Source organism: Neglectibacter sp. CSJ-5 (assembly GCF_032490475.1).
Lineage (GTDB): Bacteria > Bacillota > Clostridia > Oscillospirales > Acutalibacteraceae > Hominenteromicrobium > Hominenteromicrobium mulieris.
Genome location: NZ_JAVYJC010000001.1, coordinates 470,234 through 496,711, shown reverse-complemented (window position 1 = coordinate 496,711; position 26,478 = coordinate 470,234). Strand labels below are relative to the sequence as shown.

Here is a 26,478-nt window from a genome sequence, read left to right as displayed (position 1 = left end):
TCTGCAATTCCTATCTGCATGCCGCAGGATTTACATTCGCGTGTTTCGCTTTATTGTCGTACATGCGCAGGTCTGCCTGCCGAATGGCTTCGGAGAGCGGGTGTACGCGGTATACGCCGCCAAGGCTGACATCAAGCTTCACCTCGGGGTAATCCGGCAATTTTGTCTTCTGCACGGCGCGTCTGAGCTGCTTTAAACGCTCATAGAAAACCTCTTCGCCGATCTTGGAGAAGATGAGGAGGAACTCGTCCCCGCCGTAGCGGATGAGCGTATCGCTGCCGCGGATGCCGGACTGGATTGTGTTCGCGATGGTTTTCAGCGCTTCATCGCCCACAGGGTGGCCGTATGTATCGTTAATCTGCTTAAAAAGGTCAACATCCACGATTGCCACGGCGTCTGCGCTTTCCAAATTGGACTGGAAACTCTCAAGATACAGTCTCGTGTACGTTCCGGTCAGGGTATCGCGGTAGAAGTTCATAAACGAAGAACGCGTTGGCGCATCGTTGTCGCCGCCGCAGCGTGCGCGCTCCGCTTCGTCTTCATGCGAAGCAATCTCCAGTGTGCAGATACGTCCGTTGACGTTGATATGTTTAGAAAGCACGAAGTACATTTGCCTGTCACGCATTTCAAGTTTGGTGACCCATTCTTTTCCTTCCAGAGCGCGGGAAGAAATACAGTTTTCGCACGGCTCGTTTCTGCCCCAAATTTCATAGCAGTGTATCGGCGTAGTAATTACTTTGCCGCCTTCATCCAGCTCGACGATCTCGTTTGTTTTCGGATCAACAAGGCGCACCACTTCAAACACACGGCTCAAGTCACCCAAGAGGTGCGCTATGTTGTCTTCCGTGCACTTTTTAAGCGCTTCTTCTCCGCGCCGTATCATTTCATCCTGAATATCTTCAAAGTGTCCGAGCACGCCGGCATAATTTTTGTACTTAGTTGTCCAAAGCGATTTTACCGTAAGGCGCTGCCAGCGATATTCCCCGTTAACGGGGATCTGCACAATCATTTTCACTTCCGGTCTTTCCGGTGTTGTTGCTTTCAGCTTTTCATGCAGAGCGAACCAATCCTTTTCAGAGAGCAGCGAAACGTCGTTCCATTCCGTCAGGTACATGGATTTTTCTTGTTGATCGACCGGCGCATTCCAATCTTTGAAACGTACGGTATTTGTCCAGCGGTCAAATTCAAACTGGATACCGCCGCACTGCTCTGCGAAGAATTCCGCCTTTTTCTGCTCGAAGATGAGCAGGCTGTGCGCACGGTTATCAGGCACAAGCTCTTTTTGCTCGAGCATTTCGTCGGAAAGACGCTTTGCTTCCTGACGGTAATCGAACCGGCTGGGATCTGTGTGCATGTTCTCGAAAAGCTGATCCTGCACGTCCAAAAGGCACTGTATCAAAAGCGGATTGAAGGCGCCGCATTCGCCGTTTGTAATCATTTTAATAGCGGTCGCGTGGTCGAACGCCTTTTTATAGCAGCGTTCGCTTGTAAGCGCGTCGTACACGTCTGCCATGGCAACGACCTGCGCGGAAATCGGGATCTCATCGCCCTTGAGGCCGTCCGGATAGCCGCGGCCGTCCCAACGCTCGTGATGCCAGCGGCAGATCTCATGTGCCAGATTCATCAGCGTTTCGGCTTGCTGCGTACCGAGGTCGTACAGCATGGCGTCGCCAATGGCGGCGTGATTCTTCATAATCTCCCACTCTTCGGGGTCGAGCTTACCGGGCTTATTTAAAATTGCTTTCGGAACGCTGATCTTACCGATGTCGTGCAGTGCGGAAATCGAAACGATCATAGAGATATCCGTTTCCGTCAGCGGGTATTTATCCGTGATCTCAATCAAACGGTGCAGGAGGGTGCCTGTCATCATGCGCACATGCAGAATATGCTGGCCGCTTTCGTTGTTGCGGTATTCGATAACATGGCTCAAGATATTGATCATCGTGTTGTTCGTCTTTTCACGCTCGTAGACCTGCTCCTCCACAAGGCGAACAAGGCGCTTTTGGCGAGCATACAACATGAGCGTATTTTCGACACGGCGGCGGATGACCGTCAGATCGAACGGTCTGCTGATGTAATCCGAAGCGCCGAGGTCATAGCCGCGGCGGATGAAATCCACATCATTTTCGGACGATATGATGATAACCGGCACCTCGCTGATCCAATGCCGTAGATTCATGACCTCCAGCACGCCGAAACCATCCATTTTCGGCATGTTGATATCGAGCATCACGAGGTCGATATCATCGTTTTTTTCGAGGATATCGACGGCTTCTGTACCATCTTTTGCCATGACATATTCGTACTTATCGCTGAGTATTTCCTCAAGGAGCATTTGGTTCATTTCCGAATCGTCCGCGATGAGTATTTTTTCCTTTAAACTCATAGATTTCTCCTTGCAGCGCTTTCTGTTTCGTCTCACAATTTATTTTTTATCGGAAAGCACTTTCATTTTTACCGATAGACTTACTTGCCAAAGACAGAATTCGCTATATTCTCTGCAAATTCGTCAAAAAGTGAATAAAAAGCAGCAATTCTATCTATTCCGCACAATAAAGAACACTATTTAAATACACTATATTTTCTATTTTATCATATTTGCTTTTTACGTGCAAGAAGAATCGCATGCGGTTGGCTTAGGCACGGGCGCGGCCCTCTGCGGTGTCTTCGGTCGTCACATTAAGCTTTTCCACTTCAAAGGTGGTTTCGGCCAGCGTGTTTTTATTTTCGCTGTCTTTTACGCTCAACTTCACTTTGAAAAGGGCGGAACCATCGTCATACGTTAAGCTTTCTACCTCAGCTTTAATACCGTAGGGGTACGCCTTTGCGGGCAGAATGTCCTTGCCGCCAAGTTGCACATGCCCTTCCGGCGTAGTTGTAAACGCGGTGTAATCGCCGCTGCCGAACTGCTGGCTGAAAAAGCCCGTAACGTTGCCGCTGCCGTCTACTTTCAGTGTGCCGGAATAGCGCAGCTCATCGCTGATGGTGGTCGTAAGCGTGGAGCACAGCACCTGCGCTTCCGAATATGAAACGGATTTTGCGTAGGAGCGCACGCCGAGCTGCACACCCAACACCATCACCATGCTGACAAGCACCAAAATGGCGACTGTGCAGAGCATTTCCACGAGCGTTAGGCCTTTTTTATCTTTCAGCTTCAAGTTCCCGCCCCCTGCTCCTTGCTTTCCCTGTAATACGTGTAGCCGTTTTTGCTTGTGTATTCATCGACTTGAACATAGATGATTTTTGTGGCACTGTTTTTATCCTTAATGGTCAGCGTTTTGGCTTCGCTGCCCTTGACGGCATTCTCATACGTTAAAGCCACATCGGTTTTGCGCACCTTGGCATTTACCTTGGAGGCCGTGGAAACTGCAGTGGAGAGAAAAAGCATAACGAGCACCACGACCACGATGGCCATGAGCGTTTCCACCAGTGTTTCCGCTTTTTGTGAACGCAGCTTTTTCAACCCGTTACCTCCTTTTGCAGCTTTGCCTTATTCCATTCGAGTGTTCGGGTGACGACCTGCGTGGAGCCCGTATCGCCGGAGGTTCTTTCCTCCGTCAATTTGCCCTCCATAGTCAACACCACGCGGCAGGGGTGTTCGGAATCCGCACCGTTTGTGAATGTTGCAGCGAGGTTATACACCTTGCTGCTTCCGTCACTGCCGGTGTCGACTGATACAAGGATTTCTGCCGATACATCTTCATAACCGTCTACGGAGAACGTGTAGGTCTTTGCATAAGTGGACGTCGTGTTCACATCTATAAACCATGCGCCGATGTCATTGATCATATCTCCCACCGCACATGTGGCCTTTATCGTATCATTCGTCGTAGTGGTCGTTCCATCCGCATGCGTCACCGTGGTCGTAACATCTTTATACCGGCCCGTAAGGCTTTGGAAATCGTCGCGCACGAGCTCGGCGGCAGAGTTGACCGCGAGGTAGGCCTGCTGCTGTTCTTTTTCCGAGCGCTTATTTACGGCGGCGCTGGTGGCGGCGGAGATGATGACCGCGCTCACCATGATGCCGACCAGCATAAGCAGCAGCGCCATCAGCATGGAAGCGCCCCTTTGGCTATTCAGTTTTCTGCGGATCGCCTGCATTTTCGGCACCTGCCTTTTTGTTGATTTACGGTTCAACGGTCTCGCCGCCTGCTGCGGTATCTTCCCAAACGGCGTAGAGAGTGAGTTCGGTCTTATTCTCCTTCGCCATAGAATCTATGATGTTCCCGATCAAGCTTGCATCTGTATAATCAGCCGTTGTACTTGAAGCATCAAACGCCCAGCCCTTAAAGGTGGATGTTCCCTTTGTAAATTTATTCGGCGGAAGGCTGTCCGTCGTTTGAATCTTATCATAAGCATACGATTCATCAGGCATCGTACCCAAACCGCCGTTGGCATCAAACTGGATGGTATAGGTGTTCGGCGTTAATGTCGGGTGAATTTCTGTATCTGCGTAGATTTCAGAAAGCGCCCATGTGCAGGTGTAGCCCAACTCGGCATCGGCTTTCAATTTAGCCTTATCCTCTTCGGTCAGCTCCGGCTTTTTTCCGTAATCGACTGTTTTTGTGAGAAGAATATTGCCCTTTGTGTCAAGGAACTTCACTGTATACGTGTTCGATGCGATGGTGTACGGGGTGGTGAGGTTGTAGGTCACGTCGCCGTTTTTGAGGACGATCTTTAGGGTGATCTCGCCTGCCGCGGCGGATTCCACCTTTACGGCGCGGTATTGGAACTTCGTGTCGTTCGTTTCTGCCGTCCACTGATCGTTTACCGTCACTTTGTAGGTGTGATTTTCATCGGTCGTGATGCCGTCTTTACCCACAGTGTAGGTCGTTTCCCCTGCGGTGATCTCGATTTGATCGACCGTAAAGCCGGTCAAATCGGTATACTCATTCGTTGCGTAGAGGAACAGCGCACTTCCCTGCATGGCGGGGCGGTTTTCCGGGTATTCAACGGTCGTACCGGTGTAGGAAGTCGTGGATTTTTTCGGCGTGTGCGGCAGAGAAATCTGGTTATAGACGCTGCCGTTTGTCAGGCCAAGCACATCACTTGGCTTTGTTGTAGCGCCGATATACAGCGTAGCCGTGACCTCTTTTGCGGGCTCCGCGGCAGTTGCCGCGCCGTACGGATATGTGCACGTGATGCTCACCGTGGCTTCGCCCGCAGCAAAGCCGGTAAGCGGCAAGGCGAACGTGCCGTCTGCGTTCAGCTTGATATCGTCCTTACTGCACTCGATGACCTCCTGCTGCACGCCGTTGTTATCGACAGCAATCTCCCATCTGAGCGTCTTTTCGGTCTCGGCAAGCAGCTGCTTGTCGTTTGCGTCCTTTACGGTCAGCGTGATCGTATCGGTGTCGCCGGAATAAACCGAAATGTTCGTAGAAGAAGCCTCCAGCTTGAGCGATGCCGTAACTTCGATTGTAAGGCGCGCGATGTAATTGCCGAGCTTCGCCTCTGCGACGACCGTGCCGACATTCTGCCCGATGAATGTGACATCGTAGCAGTTATTCTCACGATTATACACAATGCGGCTGACTGTTGCTGCGGCCTTATCGTTTGTGAGCTCGTTTCTGTTTTCGTCATACAGCTTGATTTCCGGCGGCTCTGCGCTCGTATCTACGTCGCTGCTGGCGATAAGCAAATGTGTCTGCAAAAGCGCCTTGCCGTCTTCGTTGTCGTTCAAAGTGCTGTCTTCCGCTTTCGTTTTGATATCCGCAAGCAGATCGAGCTTCTGGGAATTTTCTTCCCATAAGAGACCGATGCGCGGCCAGCGGCCGTAATGCAAATTGACTGTGCTGCCGAAAATATCGGTCTGTGTCAGAACCGTCGGGAACGGATAGTTAAGCCCCTGCAGCGCCGTATCATTGCCCGGGAAGCTATATTTGCCGTCGATATTCTGCCCCTGCTCGGTGATGGTAACGGTGGAGAAGTTCTTATAGCTTGAGCCGGACTGGTAGTTCTTGTTCAGTTTCGTTAAGAATTCGCTGCTCTGCATTTCGGCATACGATACGTATGGGGTGGAATCATTGAACAACTTGATCTCACGCCCCCGCAAACCCTGATGCGTCATGTTCAGGTTCAGGTTAGACCAACTTGAGGGAGTTTTACCGCCATATTCGCGGTAATCATCTGTATTTAATACGGCGGATTCAAGTGCATAGCAGTTATGAATCTCGATATAGTCGTTTTTAACATCCGCGAAATTTTCCTGCATTTCGCCATTGGAGGCGATTGCCTGCGTACTCTTTATAATATTTTGCTCGTTGGCTTTACCACGTTTTGGCATCTCAACATAACTGTAGCAGTTTTCAACCTTGAGCACACGACTCACATCACCAACCAAAGTTGCTAAGCCGCCGCTGTTTCGCATGACAATACCGCCAACAAGGCCGCCCATCCAGATATTCGCACCCTGAGTATAGTTACTATACCAAGATTTAGCTGTGCTTCTCATAGAACCGCCAGCATAACAATATCGTACTGCGCCACGAGAAACACCGGCAATACCGCCGACACGCAGATTTTGATAAGCGCCATTATAGCCGATATTGATAATAATATCTGTTACAGCGGAGCAGTTTGTAATATCCATGTTTGTCATGCCGACAAGACCGCCGACACTGCCGCCGCCCCAACCCGGGGTGTTTGCATGGTTATCCTGAATGGTATAGCCGGAAACCGTGCAGTTTGTAAATACACTTGCAGGATTGTCTCTGCCGGCCGCAAAGCCGACAAGACCGCCAACGCAGTACCAGCTCTCACCTTCCTTTGTAGCTTCGATTACATTGCCTTCATCCGAGTATACGACCACATTTTTAACCGTTGCACCGACCGTAATGCCAAAAATACCAACACATTCCGCATTGCTGTGAATTTCAACATTTTTGATCGTATATGCCTGTCCGTCATAATGAGAAGCAAAATATGACATTGTCGGATCAGCGGTTGCTGTACTGCCTGCATTATCATACATGCTTCCGATAGGCGTGAAGTTATTGGCCTTACCAAGTGTACGGTATTCTGAGGAAGCATTCAAATCGTGTGTTTGATTCCAATACAGCTCTTTGCCGCTTCCCGATACCCTGTGAGTATCGCCGTAAACCTGATACGTGTATTTATCCTTAAACGTATACCAATCCCCTTGGTTCTGAGACACAATGGAGGTGTTTGTATTGCGCTTTCCGAAATTCCAGTTGATAAACTGCAGCTGCGAGACGGAGCGAATCTCGTAAGCGTTGCCGTTGGCGCCGGGTTCGACGTCACCTGTTTTTGTCATTTTGTTCTGTACTTCGGAGCTATCGAGGCTCATAGAGTTTGCAAAGAACGGGTTGACGGTATAGGCGTATACGGTAGCATCTGTTCCGCTGCCGTAATCCAGCCACCATGTGCCGTTTGCGTTGCTGCCGGTCAAATACATTTTGTCTTCACCGGTCTCAAAGGCGACAAACGTATAGCCGGGCATCTGCTTACCGAGCGCTTCGCCGGCTTCTGCATTTTTTGCAACGCGCATGAAGTTTTCATTGAAGTATGCAGCATTTAATGAAGTCTCCAAATTATTGCTGTTCGCATAGAAATAGCCGTAGCCGTAATGCGTTACAACGCCGCCGTCGTCGTGCTCTTCACAGAGAGAATCGCCCTTTAAGATGTCGTTGTTTGCGCTGGAAATTTCATTACCCTGGCTTGTGCCCACGTAGCTGAAGTGGTATCCGCTGTTGCTGCCGCTGTCTTCATATTCCCAGTAGAACACACCGAGCGTACCGATGTCCTTCTGCACGGGCCAATCGCCGTAATGCACGGTCTGCCCTGCTGCATTGCGCACGACTGCCGGATAGATATAATCGCCGGTCGTTTCTTTGGCATTATAGGTGTAATCTGCCGTTTTGAAATTGTTGATTGTTTTGTTTTGCAGCTCGCTGCCCGTAAGAGGCTCACCCGCCGCGTTATCTTTGAATTCGTTCGTGGAGGTGTTGTAGGCATAAAGCGCGCCTCTGTACGAATACGTGCCGCCGTCCAGATAATAGCACTGGTATGCCGAACCGCCGGTATGCGCAAAGCCGTAGGACTCCGCATCGCCGGAAGCTGTCAGCGCCGTAGCGCTGTAGCTGCGGCGAATCATGCCGCTGGCGTTGTTCGCCGCAAAGCCCGCGACCCACACGGTGCTGTTTCGCGCGCCGCGCACCTGAATGCTGCCAAGCGCGTAGGAATCCGAAACAGAGGCGTGGTTCACGCCCGCAAAGCCGCCCGCATAGGTGTTAGAATTCGTATTTGCAAAGCGAATGGACGGGCAGTCCGAAGCGCTGTTGCGGATAGTGCCGTAGTTGCTGCCGACAAAGCCGCCGAGCGAAGCCGTGCTGGCGCTGTAACCGTAATACTCCATGGTATAGCCGGAAACCGAGCAGTTTGAAACCGTGCCGCGGTTATAACCGACGAGCACGCCCATGCTGACGCGCGACGCACTGCCGGAAGCCGAATTACCGCCCTGCGCATTGACATAGGCCACCGTGTTACTTCCGTTGCCGACAAGGAACACATTGCGCACCGCGGCAGCGGACGACGTATAACCGAACATGCCGATGTAAAGGGATTTTGCTTTAAAGGAAATTCCCTCTATCGTATTGCAGCCGCCGTTATACACAGCCGTAAACGGCTTATCCCCTGTGCCGATCGGCGCCTGTATGCTGACAGTAGCGGTAACAACGTCATATTTTGTCCACTCATACCTGCTGTAATCAATGTTGAGTTCCTGACGGAACACACTGTCCTTTACGGCATCCGCATACTTCGGGTAGTAAAGGCTCAAGGCATACAGCTGGCGGGCGGAGCGAATGCAGACCGTTTCCGGCGCCTGCGGCTTATTTTCGTTGACCGTCACCGTTTTTGCGAAGTGCGGATTGTAGTAATATTCCGTCTCCGTACTGGCTGTGGTGTCTTTTATCGTGATCTTCTGGTAGAACGCATCCGGCTCTGCGGTGTCGATATAAGCGGTGTTGACGACCTCTTTTGAGAGCGGATAGAGATAATACTTCGTATTTGTCGTGTCGTCGGTCGTTTCAATTGCGCTATCAAACGATACCTGTGCCGTTTGATCGTCTGCATACATCACGGTAACGTTATCGGTCGCAGTTTTCTTTTCGATATACGCCAGCGCATAGCCGTCGCCGACGACAAACTTACTCGTTTTGAGTGTGGAAAGGTTTGCGCCGTAGAAGCCGTAGGTTTCGTCTTCGTAGCGCTCGTAATAAACCAGTGCGCCGGATTCAAACTCCGCCTGCCAGTCGCCGTAGTGGTTCAGCTTTTCAAGGCGCGGATACGTGTAATACGTAAGGCCCTGATCCATCAAGTTATACGGAAACGTAGCCGCGCCGGAGGACGACGTGAACGCCTTGGAGATTCCTTTTGCAAAGCCCGATTCACTGAGTTCTTTATAGGTTTTCGGCATGGTTTGACTGTCGTTTTTCCACTTGCTTGTGCCGTCGCCGGAAAGACCGCCGTCTGTCAGATAATATACGTTTGAGGCTCTGCCCATTGCATTGACCGTGGAATGGACCTTTGCGTTTTCTCCAACATTGTAAACACACGCAGAATAACCGCCTGTGGCGATCACATTGGAGCCGCCTACTAAGCCGAAAGCAGCGTCGGTCGCCGTTTGGTAACCCGCTGCATAGAAATCCTTTAAGGTGATAGAAGTTCCCGTTGCGGCTACTTCAGACCCGCCCTCTGCCTTTGCGATAAGGCCGCCCGTTCTGGCTGCCGTCAAATAGCAATCCGCATAGGAATCGGTTATCGTTGCCGCATTATACACGGCACCGATGAGGCCGCCTGCTGCACCGTCCGCACGAATGACCGTAGACGCGGAGCTGTCCGTAACGGATACGCTACCCGTTTTCGTCACCATGCCGATAAGTCCGCCGACGACTTTACCCTCGAGCCACGGCTGCACTTTTTCCGGGGAATCGACCGTTTCGATATCTGCGAGGTCGCCTTTTTTGGAGCTGAGGTATACACGGGTATTTGTGATTTTCACGGTATCGGAAACAGAACCGATGAGCGCACCGACGTTCTGGCCTCCATTATCAATCCTCATGCCGGTAAGCGTCACGTTTTTGATCTCACCGTTAAATGTACTGAACAGACCTGCATCTCCGTTTTGCGCAGCTTTTGTGATGTGCAGGTTTGAAATGGAAGAATACAGCTTTACGTTATCGACCTCGGAATAGCCGTCATAGCTTTTGAGATACTTATTTGTGATGGGCGTAAAGGTGTCGCCGTAAAAGGAATACCAGTCTTCGTTGTCGGCAGTATCATCCGCAAAGGAAAGGTCGCTGACCTGCACGGCGCGGGTAATCGTATCGGAAACATGGGAGGCCTCGTCCAAATTCTGTAAATGGCGGCCGTAGGCGATGAGCGCCGTGCCGGCCGGGGTGCCCTCGGCATAGCGGAACAGGCTGTTCGTTTTGCGGGTGTAGCTTTTGCCGTCCACATTGGCGTTTTGGCTTTCTACGGAAAGTGTGACGGTGATGTCTGTGCCGCACGCAAGCTTATGGTCGGTCTGATTATAGAAGCGCGTCTTTTCGCTTTCCAAGCTATCCATAACCCACGTGTAGTACCAAGTTTTGCTGTTCAGCTGGCGAAGCTCGCTGTATTTTACGACCTTTACATATTCGTTCTGGCCGTCCGAAACCTTGATATTGAACGTCAGCTCATCGGCATAGGGGTTGTTGCAGTAGAACGTTGCCGTCAGCTTCTCGCGGTTATCGATGGAGATGTCCGGCTTTAGAGTGTCGGTTGTGCCGGAGATTACACGCGCACCGCCGTAGTAGCCGATCTTCGCACCGTTGTGCAGGCGGGTCTGGCGCACACGCATACGGTTTAAGTATGTGGGCAGCGTGGTGGAGGCATCGCCGCTTGTGATCTCCTCTTCGCTGTAAAATGCGCTGTACACACTGCCGCTTTCGGGGTCGTACTCGATAACCCAGTGGTTGTTCCAGAGCTCGGCATCTACGGAAGATTCCGGCAGAACGGAAGCTGCCGCCTTGCCGACTTCCACGCGGTTTGCGGAAACGACGTAGCAGAGCGTGTCTTTTGTGATGGCGTCTTCCGCATCTTCTTCGGGAGCATCCAGCGGAATGAGACCAACCTTTGCAACGCCGTTATCCTTGTTTTCATCGTACTGATAAAGGCTTTCGTAGCCGCCGGCGCGCAGCTCGGACATGCGATTCTGCACGGAAACGTAAAGGATCTCCGCTTTACTGTCGAGTTCCTTTTGGCGCAGATTCTTTTGAATCGTCACAAGCGAGAGAACCGCCACGGCAAACAACACGATGACGATGGCCACAACGATCAAAAGCTCGGACATGGTAAAGCCGGCTTTCCCCTTTCTTCTGTTTTTCAAATCCTTCATATCCCGTGAAAAATTCATGCGTTTTGCTCCTGAGAAAAATATGGAAACCGTAAAACAGTATAAGTCTTTTTAAACACAGAAAACCGGCAAGCAAAAAACAGCTTCCGGCCTGTGTTGCATCAGCTATTTTTGAAGTTCAAAATACGTAATATACAGGTTTACCTGCACATTGCCGGAGCTGCCGGAATTTTCAAACTGCACGCTGATGTCCGATATTTGGTTTGTAAAATCGCTGTTGTGCAGCGCATCAATGATGGCGCGCGTTTCGGCGTAGGTGTTCGTTGTGAAGGCCATGTTGATGGGGCGGCACATGATGTAGCCATCGTTCAGTGCCGAGACCTGACCGAAATCCAGAGAATAATCGACGGAAGCCGAAAGGATGCTGTTCAACTCAACGAGCAGCTTGCCGGAATTGTCATAATTCGGGATGGGCGTGGGGGTACCCGCGGCATAGATTTCCTCGAGCTCCTTCTGCATCTGGCTCATGCGCGTCAAAAGCGCGGTGTTCTGCAAAATCTCGTCCTGCTCCGCGGCCGTTTCGGACTGATACTCGTCGATGGAATTGTTGATGGGCTCCAAGATGAGCTTAAAATATGCGATGACGATGAGCAGCACGGTGAGGACGAGCAGCATCACTTTTTCGCGCGTTGTAAAGGCTCTTTTCATGCTGTGGCCTCCCCTTCCGCCGTGTCAGCCGGCTGTAATGTGATCGTCACGGAGAAATCGAGGTCTTCGCCTGCCGTTTTTTCGGTGGAAGCAATTGTAAGGTCAGCAGACTTTACAATGGGCTGCTGCTGTAAAATCTCAAACATAGCGGAAATCTCCTGCAGATTCATGCCGGACATGGAAACAATCATCACGTCGTCCGAAATGGTGACGGCCTTTATCGTGCCGTAGGGCTGCAGGTAGTTCTCCATGAGGTCGAGCACTTCCTGTCTGTCCACAGAAACGAACGCGCCGGAATCCTCCTGCTGCATCCATTTTCTGGAATAGGTGCGGTACTCCTCTTCGACCTCGGGGTATTTCTCCACGGCGCTCTGCATTTCGGTATACTGGGCATGCACGGTGTTGTAAGCACTTTCTGCGGCACTTTGGCGCGCAAGCTGGTCAAGTACACCGAATTTCACGACGAGCACCACAAGCACGATAATGACCGCCGTGCCGATAGAAAGCGTCATGACGCTCTGGGAGTGCGACTCGCGCTTTGCAAGGTTGACGGTTCTTTTGGTGGGGTATTTTACGGGCTTTTTGGCGCCGTTCCCCATGCCGAGTTCAAGCTTCATTCCAACGCCTCCTTACTTTTGCAGCGCGCAGCCGATCGCTTTGATGTAAAGCCACGCCGCTTCCAATGCGTCGTGCTGAGGAAGCAGCTCCTCGGCGTTATGTACGTCCAGATCCGTCACACGGCAGATGGCCGCGCGGATCTGATCTACCGCCACACCGCCGCCGCAAAGATAAATTCTCCGGAGCGAGCGCTCGCGGTTATTGTAATTATAGAAGTTGACGGCCTTCATGATTTCGATCGCCATGCGGTTGAAAAGCTCGGCGCTCACGTCTTCGGAAAGCACGTCGTTGTAATCGGACAAAATGTGTGCGTGTGCCATGTGAATATCCACGCCGCGCACATCGGAAATCGTCTGCTCAAGGTCGCGCAGGCCGAGGTCGCCGGAGCGCTTCGTGGTGAAATTGCCGTCCTGCAAAATGTGCATACGGATGCCGTTGTGGCCGAGGTCTACAAAGCAGTAATCGCTGCCCGCGGGCGCATTTGTGCGCTGCATGTAATCCTCCGTCAGCGCAGCGTAGGCGCATTCCTCCGGCATGGCGACCTTCAAATTGAAGCCCGCACGGCGCAGCATGGCGCGGTATTCTTCCACGGTGCTTTTTAAGGTGGCGCAAACGAAAAGCTGCAATTCTTTCACATTGCCCTCTTCGTCTTTCACCGTATCCTGCACGGCGTAGTCGAAATAATACTTATTCTTTTCCTGCGTCAGGTAATCTTTAAATTCAAACGGCAGGTTATACAACAGTTGGCCGTCCGTCATGGCGGGCACAGTCACGTTGCGGGTGAACACCAGCGTGCCGGGCAGAATGACCGCCGCAGCGCCGCGGGAAATGCCGTTTTCTTTCGCCATTTCCTTGATAAAATCCGCCATGGCGTCCATGGAGACGATTTCGCCGCCGGAAACCATATTATCCGGCAATTCTTTCGCCATAACCTTTTTCAGTTTGCCGCCTGTAAAGCATGCGGCTTTTACCATGCACTCGCCAATGTCGAATGCCGTGATTTGTCCGGGCATGATACAGATACCTCGCTTTCTTTGTTATCCCTATTCATCAAGCTGTAAAGCTTTTGTTCTTTCCGTTAAAATAAGCTCAAATACGCATTCATTATTTCGCTGCCGCAAAGGAGCGTGAGAATCGCCGCCGCCGAGATGGACGGCCCCCACGGAAAAAGCTTTCCGTCTTCTTCCTCTGCCCCGTCTCCTGTGGTACGTTTTTCCGGGAAGACAAACGCGAAGACGATGCCGAGCACGCACGCGATGAGCAGGCACAGAATGTTCCGTTGCCAGCCGAGAAACAGGCCGGTGAGGAACAGCAGTTTAATATCGCCGCCGCCCATGGCTTCCTTTTGGCGCACTTTTTCGTATAAGAGCACGATGAGCAGTAAACCGCCGCCAACGGCGAAGCCGCCGAGCAGCGCATCCATAAGGTTTTCGAGCACGTTCCTCTGCAAAAACAGGAAAACAACACGCACGACGATCCCCGTCACGATGAAACGGTCCGGGATCATATACCCCTCCAAATCCGTGAATGCGGCCGCAAGCAGCAGACACGCCAGCAAAATGTATTCAAGGGCTTGGAGCGAAATATCATATTTTAGCACGAGCAGCAAAAACGTAAGCGCCGTTAACACTTCCGCAAAGACATGTCCCGCAGAGAGCTTTGCGCCGCAGTATTTGCAGCGGCCTTTGTGAATGATGTAGCTCACAACGGGAATCAAATCCCCCGCGCCGAGCACGTGGCCGCAGACGTCGCAGTGCGAGCGCCCGTGTAAAACAGATTCGCCGTGGACGATACGCCACGCCATGCAGTTGAGAAAGCTTCCCATGCACGCGCCGAGAATCCCCGTAAGCACACAAATATAAACCGTGAGAGCGGGTGAACCCCAAAGCATACTACGTCCCCTTTTTTATGAAAACCTAAAGTGAAAAATCAAAAGAACAGATCATAGGGGAGCCGCAACCCCCGGCCCCTCAATAGATCTGGTTCATTTAAAATGAGTTGTTTTTGTGTTTAGATGAGATTAGCCGACAGTGATTGTAACCTTATTAGTCTTGTAGTTATAGGTATACGTGACTGTATTGCCCTTTGCCCACTTAGTAACAGGCTGACCTGCAATTTCAACATTATCAGACGGTGTACCCTGCATCTTATACTCGTTGGTTGCAGTATTCTCAGTAACAGAACCATCTTTGTTCAGCTTATAAACAACATTTTTATCTTCGCCGTTACCTTCGACATCGATTTTGTCATCAGTCAAAACCTGAGCCATAACGGAAGCATAACCGGAACGGATATTCGCTTCGTCGGTTGCCACTCTTGCCTTATTCAGAGAAGAAGCAAAGGTCGGGATAGCAATAGCGATGAGGATTGCGATGATTGCAACAACAATCAGCATTTCCATGAGCGTAAAGCCCTTCTTATTCTTCATCTTACGCATTTTGTTCATCATAAGAACCATTCTCCAATTCATTGAAATTTTGCTCGCCCCGAAAACGTGCTTTTCGGGGTTCACCATCGAAATTTATGTATTCCGCCGGTTCGGGTTGGATCGCCGACGGGGTACAGCGAAATAAATCAAACGATGCTGCCATACATGGTAAACATCGGCAGGTAAACGGCCAGCAGCAAAATGACGGTGACGACCGCCAAAACAATGGTGATGGCCGGCTCTAACATAGAGAGCAACCGCTGCGTGAACACTGAGACCTCGTTATCGAAGTAATCACCGATGACGGTGAGCGTTTCTTCCATGTTGCCGGAGCGTTCGCCCACGCCCACCATTTCGGTGAGCAGCTTTGGAAAATACGGAATCTCGTTCATGCAGTCCACCAGGCTGCGGCCCTGCTCCACGCCCTGCCGCACTTTGCGGATGGACACCGCGAACATGTAGTTATCTGCCACATTTGCCGTGACCTCCAGCGCTTTTGTAATCGGCAAGCCCGCCGTGAGCATGGTGCTCATGGTGCTTGCAAACTGCGAAGCGGCGTTCAGACTGTGCATTTTTTTGAGCGGTGAGCGCTTTAGCTTGTTTTCCGCAAGGAACGCACGCCCCTTTTCGTTCTTTTTCAGCAGAAGCCTGCCGATGAAGAACGCGAGCACAATCAAAATAAGCGACCACCAGTAGTTCGTGAGAAAATCCGACGTTGCGATGAGCGCCTTTGTGATGCCCGGCAGCTCGGTATCGAGCTCCAGAAACACGCTTGTAAACGCCGGCACGGCTACCACCATAATGATGATGAACACGATGACGGCGACGCAAATGACAATTGCCGGATACGTGAGCGTGCTGATGATCTTCGCTTTCATTTTAGCGGTTTTATCGTAATATTTATGTAGTTTTTCAAAGCATTCTTCCAGTGTGCCGGACTGTTCGCCCGCGCGTACGGTCTCAATAAACGTGGTCGGAAAGCCCGTAGCGTTGTTTTCAAAGCTTTGCGCAAGGCTGTAACCGCCGGAGACGTCCTCCGCGACCTTTTTCAGCATTTTTTGCAGCTCTTTGGTGCGCGCCTGTGCCGCAACCATCTCCACGCAGCGCACAATGGGCAGACCGGAGGTCAAAATGATGGCGAACTGCGAGCAAATGATGGCAAGCTCCTTGTCTTTGATTTTCTTCGTGCCGATCTGTTTGTTCCAGCTCTGCGTCTCTTTGACTTCTTCTATTTTGGTGATGACGGAGCAGGTCTCGCGCAGCTGCGCGACCGCTTCAAACTCGTTATACGCTTTGATGACGCCGGAAAGCTTTGCGCCGTCCGGGGAAAACCCTTTGTATTTATAGGTCGTCAAACCCGCTCCCTCACTTTCTTCCTAAATTTAGCCGCGTCTTCCCTTGGAAAACGCTTCTCGGTCTCTGGCGTAGCCGAGCGCCGTTTCATACGTTACGGTGCCCTCGCGCACCATTTTCAGCAGGGCATTATCCATCGTAATGCTGCCGTCCTGCGCGTTCATGGTAATGAAGCTGTCAATCTGCGGGGTCTTACCCTCGCGGATCAAATTTTTGATGGCGCTGTTCACCATCATGACTTCGCACGCCGCCGCCCGGCCGCCCGCGCGCTTCGGCAACAGCTGCTGCGAAAGCACCGCACGCAACGTAGTGGAAAGCTGCAATCGAATCTGACGCTGCTGCCCCTCCGGGAACACGTTCACCATGCGGTCAACGGAATCTGCTGCGGAGTTTGTGTGCAGGGTGGCGAAGACCAAGTGGCCCGTTTCCGCCGCCGTCAATGCGGTCTCAATGGTATTGAGGTCGCGCATCTCGCCGATGAGGATAACGTCCGGGTCCTCACGCAGGATGGATCGCAGGCCGTCTGCGTAGCTTCTGGTGTCTTTGCCGATCTCGCGCTGGTTAATGATGCACTGATCCGGCTCGTAAATGTACTCAATCGGGTCTTCCAGCGTGATGATGTGGCTGCACCGCGTATGGTTGATGCGATTTAAAATCGCCGCCAACGTCGTGGATTTGCCGGAACCCGTTTCACCCGTGACTAAAATGATGCCGCTGCGGTACTCCGGGAACTCGGAAACGACCGGCGGCAAATTCAGCGCCTCGATCTCCGGGATGGTATCCGCCAAAATACGGATCGCCGCCGAAACCGCCCCCTGCTGGCGGAACAGATTGATTCTGGTTCGCGCTCCGCACGGAAACGTCCGCGCCAAATCAAGCTCGCCGATGCATTCGATCTCGTGGAAAAGGTCGCCCGCAAGGCATTTTGCGTAGTATTCGCAGTCTTCCCACGTGAGGACTTTCTCCGTGAGGTTCTGCACCTTGCCGTCTATGCGGCATTTCACCGGCAGACCGGTGACAATATGAATATCGGAAGCGCCTTTTTGCTGCGCCTGCGCGATGATTTCGCTGATTTCAAGCATATTAAAACCATCGCCGAAACGCGGCGACTGCGTCCTTTCCGAAAGTTATGAGCAAGTTTTCAACAGATTTTCAGCAGAATGTCAATCCGCTGTGGAATTGATGGCGCGCGCGGCTTCCGCTGCGCTGATCTCGCCGCGCAAAACAAGGTTACGGCAATTTTCGCGCATCGTGACAAAGTTCGTCTCCGCTGCTACCCTTGAAAGCGCATCGTACTTTGCGCCTTCTGTAACCATGCGGCGAATGCGCCCGTTGAGCATGAAGATTTCAAAGACGGCACGGCGACCCTTGTAGCCGGTGTGGTAGCACTCCTGACAGCCCTCGCCGCGGTAGAACTGCACGTTGGCGTCCTCCGGCAGGCCGAGCATGGCAAGCTCCTCCGCCTCCGGCCTATACGCCTTCTTGCAGTGCGGACAGACCTTGCGCACAAGGCGCTGGGAAATGACGCCGCGCAGCGCGCTGGAAATGAGGTACGGCTCCACGCCGATATCGACCAGGCGGTCGATGGCGGAAACGGCGTCGTTCGTATGCAAAGTAGAAAGCACCAAATGGCCCGTAATAGCAGCACGAATGGCAATGGCGCCCGTCTCTCCGTCGCGAATCTCACCGACGGAAATGACATCCGGGTCCTGACGCAAGATGGCGCGCAGTCCTGTCGCAAACGTCATGCCGGTCTTTTCGTTGATCTGGCACTGGTTAACGCCCGGAATGTTGTATTCCACCGGGTCCTCCAGCGTCATGAGGTTCGTTTCCTCATTTGCAAGCTCCTGCAGCATGGCGCACATCGTCGTGGATTTACCGGAACCGGTCGGGCCCACGATCAAAATCACGCCGCTGCTGTTTTTGAGCAGCGCATCATACTTTTGCAGGTCTGTGCCCTCAAGGCCGATGGACTGCTTCGTGATATTATGCCCGGATTTATCGAGCAAACGCAAAACGATCTTTTCGCCGTAGATCGTCGGCATGGACGAGATACGCAGGTCGATCTCGTGGTGACGCACCTGCACCATGGCACGGCCGTCCTGCGGGATCTTACGCTCGGAAATATTCATGCCACCCATGATTTTCAGGCGGGAAATAACATTGCTTTGCAAATTTGCGGGCACGGTCAAAATCTTTCTCAAAATGCCGTCGATACGCATGCGCACCACCATTTCGCCCTCCTGCGGCTCAAGGTGGATGTCGCTCGCGCGCTCCAAAAAGGCGCGCTCAATGACGGAGTTTACAAAGCGGATCGTCGGCGCGGCAGACGCGTTGCCGGCGTCCGTCTGGTTCATCTGCACCGGCACGATATCCGGTGTGGATGTGCCGACCTCTCGCTTCATTTCTTCAATGGCGCGGGCCGTGCCTTCGCTGCCGTACAATGTGCCGATGGCCTGCTCGGTCGCGCGGCGCGTGGAGATCATCGGCACAACGCGCTTATGCGAAGCGGCCTTAATCTCTTCCTGCGCAACGAAGTTCAACGGATCGCTCATGGCAACAAAGAGCTCGTCTTTTACAAGCTTTACCGGCACCACGTTGTATTTTTTCGCGATGGCGCGCGGCACAAATTTGGCGAGCTCTAATGGAATAGAGATCGCCGTTAAATCGATGAAATCGACGCCGAGCTGCATTTGCAGTGCTTCAATGAGCTGACGTTCCGTGATGATATTACTTTCAATCAGAACGTCGCCGAGACGTTCTTTCTTCTGCTTTTGAATGGTCAGCGCTTCTTCAAGCTGCTCCTGCGTAATGGCACCTGCCGCAATCAGCAAATCGCCAAGTCGCATATAAGCCATGGAACGTCCTCCCTTTCTAAACCGAGCTTCGTATTTCGTATATTTATGCTGCTTTTCGCATAATCGAGCAGTTTTATAGGCTTAAAATGCGAAAGCCACGTCCAAAATTCTCATTTTCTGCATAAAGCGCCAGAATTGCAATATTCGCGCTATTATTTTATCATATCAACACTATGATTTCAACCTTCATGCGGAGAAAACTTCTACAGGAATTCATCTTATTTTCAGAATCAATTTATGAAATTTCAGCACATTGGTGTTTTGGTAGGAGCAGACACACTGCAGCCCATAAAAAGGCGGCGGCGCAACCGCTTTTAAAGGCACGCCGCCGTTTTATGGCTTTTATCGGCTATTTTTCTTGCAATATTTGCGCACCGCTTTTGTGATCTTTTCAAGGTCGAGCGGCTTTGTGAGGTGCTCGTTCATACCGGCTTTGCGGCTGCGGGCGGCGTCGTCGGAAAACGCGTTTGCCGTCATGGCGAAGATCGGCACGGTCTCCGAATCCGGGCGGTCGAGCGCGCGGATTTTCTCTGCCGCCTCCAAACCGTTCATCACGGGCATCATGATGTCCATTAAGATGAGATCATACGTACCCGGGGCCGAGGCTTTGAATTTCTCCAGGCCCTCTGCGCCGTTCCATGCTTTTGTGACCTCGGCGCCGCTGTCCTCAAGCAGGAACGCCGCAATCTCCATGTTCACTTCGTTATCCTCCACAAGCAGCACATGCAGCCCGCGGAACACGGTGGTATCGATCTCTTCCTCCGGCTTTTCGGCATCAAACGGCGCGGGGTCGAGCTTCAGCGGAATCTCCGTGATGAATGTGGTGCCCACGCCCTTTTCGCTGACCACGGTGACGGTGCCGCCCATGGCATCGACGAGTTTTTTCACGATGGAAAGGCCGAGCCCTGTACCCTGATACGTAGTGCGCGCACCGGAATTTTCCTGCGAGAACGGCTCAAACATGTGTTTTTGGAATTCCTCGCTCATACCGTAGCCGTTATCTTCACAGGTAAAACGGTAACGAACGGTGTTCTCCGTTTGTGAAACGATGCTGCACGTAACATGTACATAACCGCCGACCCTGCCATACTTGATGGCGTTGCCGCCGATGTTTTGTAAGACCTGTCTTAAATGCAGCGGGCTCCCGATGACATGCTTTTCGCCCTTATCTTCCATTGTGACGGTATACGTAATACCGCGCGCCTGCGCTTGTGTGGAGAGCAGCACACCTACATCGTGCAGCAGCTCGTTCAAATCGAACGGCACTTCCTCCAGCTGCATTTCGCCGGATTCCAGCTTGCTCATATCGAGCACATCGTTTACAAGCTCTAAAAGAAAATCCGAAGACCGCATAATCTTTGCGCGGCATTCCGCCTGCTTTTTCACGTCGTTCGGAAAACGGTCGGCGATCTGCACCATGCCGCGGATGCCGTTGATCGGCGTGCGGATATCATGGCTCATGCGGCGCAGGAAATCCGTTTTGGCGGCGTTTGCAAGGGTAGCCTCCTCTGCCGCGCGGCGCAGGTTTTCCTGATATTCCATATCGCGCTCCTTTTGCTCCGAAACATCGCGGAACAAAAGCATGAGCGAACTCGGCTTTTCCCGGTGCGTAAAGCGGCGCTGCGGCACAAGGAGCAGCTGGTACCACTTGCCCTCCACATCTTCTATTGTGAAGCCGTCAAAAGCCTTGCCCTCTAAGCGCTGCTGTGCGGTGTCGAGGTCCGTAAACGCACGGAATTCCTCCCGGTATGCCTCGGCTACGCGCTCCGTGTTAAACTTTTCCAGCATGGCTTTTGCGCTTAAAACACCGTTTGTGATTGCTTTCATGCGCTCACTCTGCACAATGGGCTCCCATGTATCGTCCTGAGGGTGAATGAGCAGATTTGACAGGTAGATGCTCGAAATGGCGCTGACAAGGTGGTATTCCTTTTCCATACGCAGCATGCGACGCTTTTTACTGTACTGCCGCCAAATAAGGTACCCCATGCCGCAGAACAGGTAGATTGCCGTAAACAGAAGCATCCAACCGCGGCGGTCTGCGTAGACTACGCGACTCGGGAAAAAGGCATACAAATAATAATCTCTGTACTGGGTGAACATACCGTACCATGTGCCACTGTCATTTTTTAATTGCAGCAATGTGTTCGGTGTAAGCTGATCCCCTCCAACAAGCACGTCGGCAATAGGATAATACTGTACAAGCTTTTCCTCCAGCTGCTCGCAATTCGTGCTGATAACGCGCGTGCCGTCCGTGATGATGACGATCACATCCTGCCGGAACATTTCAACATCCAGCATGGTGGAGAGAGAAAGCTCATTTTTATCATTTTGAAAGCGCGTGACATCCGTATAGCAAATAACGAGTCCCGGTTTATCCTGCCGTGCGGAAATGGCGTAGTTATACGTATTGCCGTTTAAACAGATCTGGTCGGCATAGGTTTTCTGCGGATAGTTCAAAATATCCGCCGCATTTTTGTCCTCTGTTATCCGGTTGAGCAGTAGGGCTTCGTCGTTGCCCGCTTTGTCGTAATGAGCCAGCACGGAGAAATCTTCATCCAAAACAAAAATGCCGGTCAAATACTGAAATTTCGCATAGCGCTGCAAGCGGTTTTCATTTAAAAGTGCATCTTCCTCTTCGTAACGGTACGCCGTCAGCGTTTTAACTTTATTCAAAACACTTTGCAGTGCTTCGGTGGTATCGGCCAAGCGGTAGTTGTCGTACTTGCGGCAGCTCGTCTGCATAAAAGCAAGCACATCCTCAATGTCCGTTTTCGCCCTGTTCTGTTCATGCTGTGTTACACCCGCAAACACCGGCAGCAGTACAATAAGACCGAGAAGAAGCGTGACGATCCACTGCATGACCGTTTCCAGGCTCGGCTTATGAAGCTTCAATTTTGTTTTCCCTTTGAACTTCGGCATCACTCGGTACCTCCGTTCACGCTTTTTTCGGCGTCCAACCCATATTTTTTCACAATAGCGGCCGTCGTGCCGTCTTCGCGCATTTCAAGCAGCGCCTGCGTCAGCTTTTCCGCCAGTGCTTCATCGCCGTCCGGTTTAAACGCCACGCCCACGGCGTCGCTGCACACGCTCATGTTGAGGTAGCGGTAGCTGTCCGGGTATTCGTCGGTATATAACTTCAGCGAGCTTTCATGCCCGATAATCGCATCCGCATAGCCCTTGCGCAGCGAAGTAAACACCTCGCCCACCGTGCTGAATGTGGAAAGGTTCGAAATCTCCGGCAAATTCGGATTCAGCCCTTCTAAAATAATCTCCTCGCTTGTAGAGCCGGCCTGCACCGCCACGCACTTCCCGTCAAGGTCTTCAAGCGTTTCAATCTCGCTGTCCGCCGGTACCACGACCACGCGCTGCGTATACATATACGGTCCTGCCCAGATAAACTCATCTTCTCTGTCGTCCATCGTCAGGCAGCTCCAAAGGCAGTCCACATAGTCTTCGTTCAAAAGCTCGAAGCGTCTGTCGATATCGAGCTCCACGAAGACCGGCTCATACCCGATACGCGCGCAGGCTTCCTCGGCGATCTCCACATCGATGCCGGTATAGTTGCCGCCGATATTGCGGTAAAAATACGGCGCATACGTTGTGCCGCCGATACGTATTTTCGGTTTTTCCGTCTCCGGTTGCTGTGCCGTATCGCTGCATGCGCAAAGCAGCGCAATAAGCGTGGCAAAAAGCAAAAGGATCCAAGCCTTTTTTCGCATATTTTTTCCTCTGTTTTCTATGTGATGTGATTTGAATACAGCACTCCAAAGCCGCTGCTTTTCCGGGTGTTTTTCGGGACTGAGCCACCGTTGCTTTTCTCAAAATACGCTCTGATTTATAGATTTAGTATAGCGTACTTTCCGCTGATTTTCAATTATTTTTTATGTTCTGTGCATAAATAACTTGTTTTTCTGCATTTTCGACGTGACGTGTACGTAAAGGCAATTCTAATGTGTAAAAAGCTGGAAGAATCTGTGCATTTTATCTTGTTTTCTGTGCCTTATTATGCTAAAATCAAGTCAAAAGCACCAGTCTTTACGAAAACCCAAACCGATATAGAAAAGGAGCTGCAACTATGAGGTATCTCGATAAACGTGTGGAGCGCATTTGTGATGAGCTTTACCGTCTGCGCATCGTGCAGCGCATTCCGCTGACCGACCTTATCTGCAAAAAGGGCACGTATATCCGCCCCGAAGCAGCAGATGCCGCTGCGCCGCCGTGGACGTCGTTTGACAGCCGCACCATGCACTGGTACGGCCCGGACGAGCACTATTGGTTCCGCACGGAATTCACCGTGCCGAAAGCGCTTAACGGCAAGGCAATGTGGCTGAATGTGCGCACGCAGATCGAAGGTGACGACGGCAAAAACCCGCAGTTTTTGCTGTTTGTGAACAACGTGCCCGTGCAGGGCATGGACATGAATCACCGTGACGTGCTGCTTTCCCCGAAAGCGATTGCCGGCGAAAAGCTTGTGTTCGACTTGCAATCGTACACCGGCACCATCCACAACGAATTCAATCTCTTTATGGAAATTCAGGAGATCGACCCGGAGATTGAAGCGCTGTATTATGACTTGAAAGTGCCGGTCGAGGCGTTTTCGCGCATGGAAAAGGAAGACCGAAACCGCATGCTGCTGGAAAACGCGCTGAACGAAGGCATAAACCTGCTCGACCTGCGCACGCCATACAGCGGGGAATTTTACGCTTCCGTGCGCGCGGCTTCCGCATATCTAAAAAAAGCGGTCTACACCGACCTTGCGGGACACGACGACGTGATTGCGAGCTGCATCGGCCACACGCACATCGACGTGGCATGGCTGTGGACGGTCGCCCAGACGCGTGAAAAGACCGCGCGCAGCTTTGCGACGGTTTTGAAGCTTATGGACGAATACCCGAATTATCACTTCATGTCCAGTCAGCCGCAGCTTTATTATTTCTTAAAAGAGCGTTATCCGGAGCTGTATGCGCGCCTGAAAGAGCGCGTGAAGGAAAAGCGTTGGGAGCCGGAAGGCGGCATGTGGCTGGAAGCCGATTGCAACCTGACGAGCGGCGAAAGCCTTGTGCGCCAGTTCATTCACGGCAAGCGCTTCTTCCGCGAGGAATTCGGCGTGGATAACCGCATTTTGTGGCTGCCGGATGTGTTCGGCTACTCCGGCGCGCTGCCGCAGATCATGAAAAAGAGCGGAATCGATTACTTTATGACGACGAAGCTTTCGTGGAACCAGTTCAACGAAGTGCCGTTCGATACATTCGAGTGGCGCGGCATTGACGGCAGCGAAGTGCTGACGCATTTCATCACCACGCTCAGCATCGGCCAGAACGTGCAGAACTTCTTCACCACCTACAACGGCATGCTGCATCCGGATGCCATTATGGGCGGCTGGGAGCGCTACCAAAACAAAGACATCAACAACGATATTCTCATCGCTTACGGCTACGGTGACGGCGGCGGCGGCCCGACCCGCGATATGCTGGAGACGAGCAAGCGCATGGAAAAAGGCATTTTGGGCATCCCGAAGGTGCGGCAGGTCTTCGCGCGGCAGTATTTTGACGAATTAAACGAGCGCGTAAAAGACAACAAACGCCTGCCCACGTGGGAAGGTGAGCTCTACTTCGAGTATCACCGCGGTACATACACCTCCATGGCGCGCAACAAGCGCGGCAACCGCAAAACAGAGCTGGGACTCATGGACTTGGAGCTTTTGAGCGTACTGGCAGCACCGCAGCTCCCCTACCCCGCAGAAACGCTGGATCGTCTGTGGAAAAACACGCTTTTGAATCAATTCCATGATATTCTGCCCGGCACTGCCATTCACGAGGTCTACGAGCAGACGAAAAAAGAATACGATGCGATGGCGGAGACGATCTCTGCGCTTTCTGCCGACCGCATGCAAGTGCTTGCGCCGCAGGGCGAGGGCATCACGGTGTTCAATACGACGGGTAAAACGCGCAATGATATCGTTGTACTTGAAAATTGCACCGCAAATGCACTTTCCGACGGCAAAAATACTTATCCCGTGCAGCAGACCGAAAACGGTGCTGTGGCGTTCCTGCCCGATTTGCCGCCGAAGGGCTACAAGTGCTTTGCGCCGGTCGAAGCAGGCAGCTTTGAAAACCCGCTGCACATTGACGTCAACACGATCACGACGCCGTTCTACACGGTTGAATTTGATGAAAACGGGCTCATCACGCGCCTTTATGACCGCAAAAACGACCGCGAGACCGTGCAGCCCGGCAAATATGCGAACCTGATGCGCATGTACGAGGACAAGCCGATGCACTACGACAACTGGGACATCGACTGCTACTATACAGAGAAATTCTGGGACGTCACCGACGTGCAGCGCATGGAATGGACGGAACGCGGCCCCGTGCGCGCAACTCTCGAGATTGAGCGCAAGGTCAGCCGTTCGGTCATCTGCCAGAAAATTCACTTCTACGCCGCGTGCCCGCGCATCGACTTTGAGACGACGGTCGACTGGAAAGAGCACCAGCACCTCTTGAAAGCCCACTTCCCGATGGACGTACACACGGACGAAGCAACATTTGAGATTCAGTTCGGCAACGTGACGCGCAAAACACATCAGAACACGAGCTGGGATCAGGCACGCTTTGAGAGCTGCGGTCAAAAATGGATCGATGTTTCCGAGGGTCACTACGGCATCAGCCTGTTAAACGACTGCAAATACGGTCACTCCGTGCACAACGGCGAAATGGCGTTGACGCTCATCAAATCCGGCACAGAGCCGAACCCTGTCGCCGATCAGGAGATGCACATATTCACCTACGCGCTCTACCCGCACGCCGAAACATGGCGCGGCGCCGAGACCGTAGCGCAGGCGTACTTCCTGAATCATCCTGTGCGCGCCACCGCAAGCGGCACAGCAGGCGAAGCGTACTCTCTCGCGAGTGTGGACGCCAAAAACGTCATTTTGGAAACCGTCAAGCAGGCGGAAGACGGCGACGGCGTGATCGTGCGTCTGTACGAATGTGAAAACGCCCGCACAACGACAAAACTGTATTGGAACCGCTCCATCGCTTCCGTTACGGAGTGTGACTTGCAGGAGAATGCGCTCACGGATGTCCCGGTCGAAGGCGGTACATTCAAATTCACCATCAAGCCATATGAGATCAAGACGTTCCGCATCCGTTAAT

General features: G+C 52.2%; 16 protein-coding genes. 1 reads left to right on the top strand and 15 read right to left on the bottom strand.

What is annotated here, in order from left to right; translation table 11 throughout:
* Nucleotides 1-10: 10 nt before the first annotated feature.
* From R2K26_RS02235 to R2K26_RS02165, 15 genes are all read right to left on the bottom strand, one after another.
* Complete coding sequence (locus R2K26_RS02235) at nt 11-2,386, bottom strand: diguanylate cyclase (protein WP_316518568.1); 2,376 nt, start codon at nt 2,384-2,386, stop codon at nt 11-13.
* A 250-nt stretch (nt 2,387-2,636) separates the two neighbouring features.
* Nucleotides 2,637-3,158, bottom strand: coding sequence for a prepilin-type N-terminal cleavage/methylation domain-containing protein (locus R2K26_RS02230; RefSeq protein WP_316518566.1), 522 nt, complete (start codon nt 3,156-3,158; stop codon nt 2,637-2,639).
* On the bottom strand, nt 3,155-3,463 hold the full coding sequence (locus R2K26_RS02225; RefSeq protein WP_316518565.1) for a hypothetical protein: 309 nt from the start codon (nt 3,461-3,463) through the stop codon (nt 3,155-3,157). The genes R2K26_RS02230 and R2K26_RS02225 overlap by 4 nt, the downstream gene beginning before the upstream one ends.
* Nucleotides 3,460-4,137, bottom strand: a complete 678-nt coding sequence (locus R2K26_RS02220; protein WP_316518563.1) for a hypothetical protein — start codon at nt 4,135-4,137, stop codon at nt 3,460-3,462. The genes R2K26_RS02225 and R2K26_RS02220 overlap by 4 nt, the downstream gene beginning before the upstream one ends.
* Nucleotides 4,127-11,419 carry a GLUG motif-containing protein gene (locus R2K26_RS02215; RefSeq protein WP_316518562.1) on the bottom strand — a complete coding sequence of 2,431 codons (7,293 nt, stop codon included), beginning with the start codon at nt 11,417-11,419 and terminating at the stop codon, nt 4,127-4,129. The genes R2K26_RS02220 and R2K26_RS02215 overlap by 11 nt, the downstream gene beginning before the upstream one ends.
* Nucleotides 11,420-11,524: 105 nt before the next feature.
* Nucleotides 11,525-12,067: a type II secretion system protein GspM gene (locus tag R2K26_RS02210; RefSeq protein ID WP_316518561.1), complete on the bottom strand. Its 543-nt coding sequence runs from the start codon at nt 12,065-12,067 to the stop codon at nt 11,525-11,527.
* A complete protein-coding gene (locus R2K26_RS02205) occupies nt 12,064-12,684 on the bottom strand; it encodes a hypothetical protein (RefSeq protein ID WP_316518559.1) in 621 nt (206 codons plus the stop codon). The genes R2K26_RS02210 and R2K26_RS02205 overlap by 4 nt, the downstream gene beginning before the upstream one ends.
* Before the next feature lie 12 nt (nt 12,685-12,696).
* The gene (gene pilM / locus R2K26_RS02200) at nt 12,697-13,698 is read right to left on the bottom strand and encodes a pilus assembly protein PilM (protein ID WP_316518558.1); all 1,002 of its coding nucleotides are present in this window, start codon (nt 13,696-13,698) and stop codon (nt 12,697-12,699) included.
* Between the two features lie 65 nt (nt 13,699-13,763).
* A complete protein-coding gene (locus R2K26_RS02195) occupies nt 13,764-14,576 on the bottom strand; it encodes a prepilin peptidase (RefSeq protein WP_316518555.1) in 813 nt (270 codons plus the stop codon).
* A 129-nt stretch (nt 14,577-14,705) separates the two neighbouring features.
* The gene (locus R2K26_RS02190) at nt 14,706-15,086 is read right to left on the bottom strand and encodes a hypothetical protein (protein ID WP_396897214.1); all 381 of its coding nucleotides are present in this window, start codon (nt 15,084-15,086) and stop codon (nt 14,706-14,708) included.
* Between the two features lie 173 nt (nt 15,087-15,259).
* A complete protein-coding gene (locus R2K26_RS02185; protein ID WP_316518553.1) occupies nt 15,260-16,468 on the bottom strand; it encodes a type II secretion system F family protein in 1,209 nt (402 codons plus the stop codon).
* A 27-nt stretch (nt 16,469-16,495) separates the two neighbouring features.
* Entirely contained in the window at nt 16,496-17,548 is a 1,053-nt protein-coding gene (locus R2K26_RS02180; RefSeq protein WP_316518550.1) for a PilT/PilU family type 4a pilus ATPase, read from the bottom strand.
* 81 nt (nt 17,549-17,629) lie between these two features.
* The gene (locus R2K26_RS02175) at nt 17,630-19,324 is read right to left on the bottom strand and encodes an ATPase, T2SS/T4P/T4SS family (RefSeq protein WP_316518548.1); all 1,695 of its coding nucleotides are present in this window, start codon (nt 19,322-19,324) and stop codon (nt 17,630-17,632) included.
* Between the two features lie 342 nt (nt 19,325-19,666).
* Nucleotides 19,667-22,243, bottom strand: coding sequence for an ATP-binding protein (locus R2K26_RS02170; protein WP_316518546.1), 2,577 nt, complete (start codon nt 22,241-22,243; stop codon nt 19,667-19,669).
* Nucleotides 22,243-23,043, bottom strand: coding sequence for an ABC transporter substrate-binding protein (locus tag R2K26_RS02165; RefSeq protein ID WP_316518544.1), 801 nt, complete (start codon nt 23,041-23,043; stop codon nt 22,243-22,245). Before R2K26_RS02165 ends, R2K26_RS02170 begins: the two co-directional genes overlap by 1 nt.
* 356 nt (nt 23,044-23,399) lie before the next feature.
* Between R2K26_RS02165 and R2K26_RS02160 the strand changes: the two genes are divergently transcribed.
* Nucleotides 23,400-26,477 (top strand): alpha-mannosidase, encoded by a 3,078-nt coding sequence (locus tag R2K26_RS02160; RefSeq protein WP_316518542.1) that lies wholly within the window; start codon nt 23,400-23,402, stop codon nt 26,475-26,477.
* Nucleotide 26,478: the final 1 nt, after the last annotated feature.

Bases quoted from the DNA above. Each gene is read 5' to 3' on its own strand.
- R2K26_RS02215 (WP_316518562.1), bottom strand. From the start codon at position 11,419: ATGAATTTTTCACGGGATATGAAGGATTTGAAAAACAGAAGAAAGGGG.
- R2K26_RS02160 (WP_316518542.1), top strand. From the start codon at position 23,400: ATGAGGTATCTCGATAAACGTGTGGAGCGCATTTGTGATGAGCTTTAC.
- R2K26_RS02205 (WP_316518559.1), bottom strand. From the start codon at position 12,684: ATGAAGCTTGAACTCGGCATGGGGAACGGCGCCAAAAAGCCCGTAAAA.
- R2K26_RS02170 (WP_316518546.1), bottom strand. From the start codon at position 22,243: ATGCCGAAGTTCAAAGGGAAAACAAAATTGAAGCTTCATAAGCCGAGC.
- R2K26_RS02210 (WP_316518561.1), bottom strand. From the start codon at position 12,067: ATGAAAAGAGCCTTTACAACGCGCGAAAAAGTGATGCTGCTCGTCCTC.
- R2K26_RS02190 (WP_396897214.1), bottom strand. From the start codon at position 15,086: ATGGAAATGCTGATTGTTGTTGCAATCATCGCAATCCTCATCGCTATT.
- R2K26_RS02235 (WP_316518568.1), bottom strand. From the start codon at position 2,386: ATGAGTTTAAAGGAAAAAATACTCATCGCGGACGATTCGGAAATGAAC.
- pilM (WP_316518558.1), bottom strand. From the start codon at position 13,698: ATGCCCGGACAAATCACGGCATTCGACATTGGCGAGTGCATGGTAAAA.
- R2K26_RS02175 (WP_316518548.1), bottom strand. From the start codon at position 19,324: ATGGCTTATATGCGACTTGGCGATTTGCTGATTGCGGCAGGTGCCATT.
- R2K26_RS02165 (WP_316518544.1), bottom strand. From the start codon at position 23,043: ATGCGAAAAAAGGCTTGGATCCTTTTGCTTTTTGCCACGCTTATTGCG.
- R2K26_RS02195 (WP_316518555.1), bottom strand. From the start codon at position 14,576: ATGCTTTGGGGTTCACCCGCTCTCACGGTTTATATTTGTGTGCTTACG.
- R2K26_RS02180 (WP_316518550.1), bottom strand. From the start codon at position 17,548: ATGCTTGAAATCAGCGAAATCATCGCGCAGGCGCAGCAAAAAGGCGCT.